Origin of the sequence: Pelagibius sp. (assembly GCF_028281305.1) — a bacterium.
Taxonomy (GTDB): domain Bacteria; phylum Pseudomonadota; class Alphaproteobacteria; order Kiloniellales; family Kiloniellaceae; genus Pelagibius.
Genome location: NZ_JANQKD010000116.1, coordinates 1 through 3,552 on the forward strand (window position 1 = coordinate 1; position 3,552 = coordinate 3,552).

General features: G+C 65.3%; 4 protein-coding genes. 2 read left to right on the top strand and 2 right to left on the bottom strand.

Going from position 1 to position 3,552, the window contains the following annotated elements:
* Both trxA and Q0982_RS21765 read left to right on the top strand, forming a co-directional pair.
* The coding region (gene trxA / locus Q0982_RS21760) for a thioredoxin (RefSeq protein ID WP_299399719.1) at window positions 1-235 on the top strand (235 nt) is incomplete at its 5' end.
* 303 nt (window positions 236-538) lie between these two features.
* Window positions 539-928: a YkgJ family cysteine cluster protein gene (locus tag Q0982_RS21765; RefSeq protein WP_299399722.1), complete on the top strand. Its 390-nt coding sequence runs from the start codon at window positions 539-541 to the stop codon at window positions 926-928.
* Between the two features lie 118 nt (window positions 929-1,046).
* Here Q0982_RS21765 and Q0982_RS21770 read toward each other — a convergent pair whose 3' ends face one another.
* Together Q0982_RS21770 and Q0982_RS21775 are read right to left on the bottom strand one after the other, a co-directional pair.
* Window positions 1,047-2,642: an amidohydrolase family protein gene (locus tag Q0982_RS21770; RefSeq protein WP_299399724.1), complete on the bottom strand. Its 1,596-nt coding sequence runs from the start codon at window positions 2,640-2,642 to the stop codon at window positions 1,047-1,049.
* A gap of 64 nt (window positions 2,643-2,706) precedes the next feature.
* On the bottom strand, window positions 2,707-3,552 hold an 846-nt coding region (locus tag Q0982_RS21775; protein WP_299399725.1), incomplete at its 5' end, for a TRAP transporter large permease.

Sequence of the window (3,552 nt, forward strand, 5' to 3'; positions counted from 1 at the left end):
ATGGTGCGGCCCCTGCAAGATGATCGCACCGGCCCTGGAGGAGATCGCCAGCGAGATGGACGGCCGTATCACCGTCGCCAAGCTGAACATCGACGACAACCCCCATACGCCGCAGAAATACGGCGTGCGGGGTATTCCCACCCTGATGCTGTTCAAGGACGGTCAGGTCGCCGCGACCAAGGTTGGCGCGGTCGGCAAGACCCAGTTGCTGGAATGGGTTGAATCCGTCGTGTGAGCCCCTACATAACCTGTACAGTACAGAGACACGTATAGCTCCCAAATACGGTTTTCCCCAGTAAGATGCCCCAAAAGCCCCGCTGTCCCCCCGGCGGGGCTTTTTCTTTGGCGGGTTCTTTGCTGGGCAGGGACGGCGCTTCTGCGGAAAAGAAATCTTTACCCTGGCCGCTTAGCTCTTTGGTGATGCCTTGACAGCATGAGGGGGAGCGACGATGGTCGCGCCTCGGTTTTTGGATCACCGCAAGGCTGCAGGTGCGCGGCGCAGGAGACGCGCCGCCGGCGAGAAGGGCAAAGGATCACCGTGGGGAAGGTCAAGTACGACTGTTTGAAGTGTCCGGGCTATTGCTGCTCCTATCCGAATATCCATGCGAAGCCCAAGGACATCCGGCGCCTGGCCGAGCATTTCGGAATCACGCCGGAGGAAGCGCAGAAGCGCTTCACGAAAAAGGGCTACAAGGAAGACGGCCAGAAGAAGGCGCCGCGGGTGCTGCGTCACCAGAAGGACGAGCACTACGGAACCATCTGCCGTTTCTTCGACACCGAGAAGCGGCGCTGCACGGTCTATGAAGCGCGCCCGAAGATCTGCCGGGAGTTTCCCGGCCGCAAGCGCTGCGGCTACTACGAGTTCCTGAGCTTCGAACGCGAAGCCCAGGAAGACCCGGACTACGTGGCCACCACCTATAACTTTTAGCGCGTTCGCGGATTACGGCACCGGCCCGCTCCCCCTCCCGGCCACCCAACGCCAGTATCCTATGGGTGGCCGGGAGGGGGAGCGGGCTGGAACCGATTCGACGTCAGTCGAAAACGCGTTAGCGCGGCCGCAGCACGGTGCCGCTGTCGACCTCGGTGCGGGCGCCGTCGCGCATGGCAAAGCGCCCGTTCACCAGCACATGGGCAATACCGGTGGCATAGCGCCGCGGTTCCTTCAGGTCGAAGTGGCTGGCGATGCCTGCCGCATCGAAGACCGTGATGTCCGCGAAGTTTCCGTCGACCAGCCGGCCGCGGTCGCGCAGGCCGAGGCGGTCGGCCGGCAGGGCGGTGAGGCGCCGCAGCCCCTCCTCCAGCGACAGCACCTCTTGGTCGCGCACATAGTGCTGCAGGAAACGCGCCGCCCAGCCGTAGCCGCTGAGCGAGCCGATGGAGTGCTTCAGGCAGCCGTAGGGCGCCAGCGCCAGGGTGTCGGAGATCACCGCGCAGTCGGTCCCTGAGAGGGCGAGCCTGATGTCGTCCTCGGAGAAGGAATGCGACGTCCACATCAGGTGGTTCATCGCATCGCCTTCTTCCTCCAGCAGCAGATCCAGCGCCGCGTCGTAGGGGTCGCAGCTGCGCTTGGCGCCGATCTCGGCCAGGGTGAGGCCGACGAGGGCGTGGTTGGCCTCCGACTGCATCAGCACGATCTCTTCCCATCGTCCGTCGCTGACCAGGCGCCACATGGGCCGCGGGTTGCGTTTGATGCGGGCGCGGGTCTCTTCGTCCTTCAGCCGCGCGCGCACGGCCTCCGGGCCGCCTTCCTGCGCCCACTGCGGCAGGATCGCCAAGACCCTGGTGTGCGACCAGTCGTGGGGAATGACGTCGCAGGCCAGGTCCACGCCCTGGCGCTTGGCCTGGTCGATCATTTCCAGGCTGTGGGCCATGGCGTGGGGCGGCGCGCCGTACTTGGGCTGGATGTGGGAGATCTGGAGGCGCGCGCCGGACACGCGTGCTGTGGCAATGGCCTCGCCGAAGCCGAGGTCGTAGAAAAGATCGCGGTTGCGCACATGGGTGGCATAGAGCCGGTCCCGCGACGCGGCCACGCGGCAGAGCCGGGCCAGCTGGTCGGGGGTCGCCAGGCTGCCGGGCCAGTACTCCAGGCCGGAGGAAAAACCGTAGGCGCCCTCGTCCAGGCTGCAGCCCAGCAGTTCGGCCATGGCCTCCACTTCTTCATCGCGCGCCGGGCGCAGGGCATCGCCCAGCACCGCGCGGTGAATGGTGCCGTGGCCGACGAAGGCGGCGACGTTGACGCCAAGCGGCTTGCCGTCAAGGTGATCGAGGTACTCCCCGAAGCTCAGCCAGTCTGGCTCCACAGCACCGGGCAGATAGCCGGGCGCCATCAGCTCGATGTCGCGGCGGCTGCGTGCCGGCGCGCAGGAGACGCCGCACTGGCCGACGACCTCCGTCGTCACGCCCTGATGCACCTGGCTTTCTGCGCGTCCGTTGGCGGCCAGGGTGAAGTCGGAATGGGTGTGCAGGTCGATGAAGCCCGGGGAGACGGCGAGCCCGCGCACGCAGACCCGTTCTCGTGCCGCGCTTTCGGCCAGGTCGCCGATGGCGGCGATGCGGGTGCCGGCGATGCCGATGTCGGCCTCGATCGGTGGCGTGCCGTTGCCGTCGTAGACTGTGCCGCCTTCCAGAACAGTATCCAGCATCTCGTGTGCTCTTTCTTTCCGTGCCGTGGCTTTTCGTGCCTTCGTTTTTCGGGCCCTGGCCGGCTCAGTAGGTGGCGACGCCGTAGAAGGCGTTTGGCAGCCACAGCGTGGCCTCGGGAATGAAGATCATGAACAGCAGCCCCAGCACGTAGGCTACGATGAAGGGCAGCACGGCGACCGAAACCTGTTCGATGGTGATGCCGGAGATACGCGAGGCGACGTTGAGGTTGCCGCCGAGCGGCGGCGTCAGGAAGCCGATCTCGCAGGTCATCACGGTGAAGACGCCGAACAGCACGGGGTCGACACCCAGGCTCTCGACCAGCGGCAGGAAGACCGAGGTAAAGAGGATGATCTGCGCCAGCGATTCCATGAAGGTGCCGATGATGATGTAGAAGATCCCGATGAAGATCATGATCAGGATCGGGCTGTCGGTGATGGCGGTGATCGAGGTCTCCACCGCTGCCGGCACGTCGTAGAAGGCGGAGAGCTGGCCGAAGGCCAGGGTCGGCGTCAGCAGAATCAAGAGGCCGGCCATCAGGGCGGTGAAGCGCAGGCTTTCCAGGATCTTTTTCGCCGTCAGTTGCTTGTAGACGTAGCGGCCGACGAAGAGGGCATAGAATACGGCCACGGCTGCCGCTTCGGTCGGCGTGAATGCGCCGCCGTAGATGCCGCCGAGGATCAGCACCGGCGCGCCGATGGCCCACTTGCCGTCCCAGAGCGCCTTCAGGAAGGGCGTCCAGGAGAAGCGCTCGCCGGTGCCGCCATAGCCCTTGCGGCGGGCGATGATGTAGGTGGTGATCATCAGCAGGATGGTCACCAGGATGCCCGGCACGACGCCGGCCAGGAAGAGGCGCGGGATCGAGGTCTCCGAGACCAGGCCGTAGATGATCATCAGGTTGCTGGGCGGGAT

Bases quoted from the DNA above. Each gene is read 5' to 3' on its own strand.
- Q0982_RS21770 (WP_299399724.1), bottom strand. From the start codon at position 2,642: ATGCTGGATACTGTTCTGGAAGGCGGCACAGTCTACGACGGCAACGGC.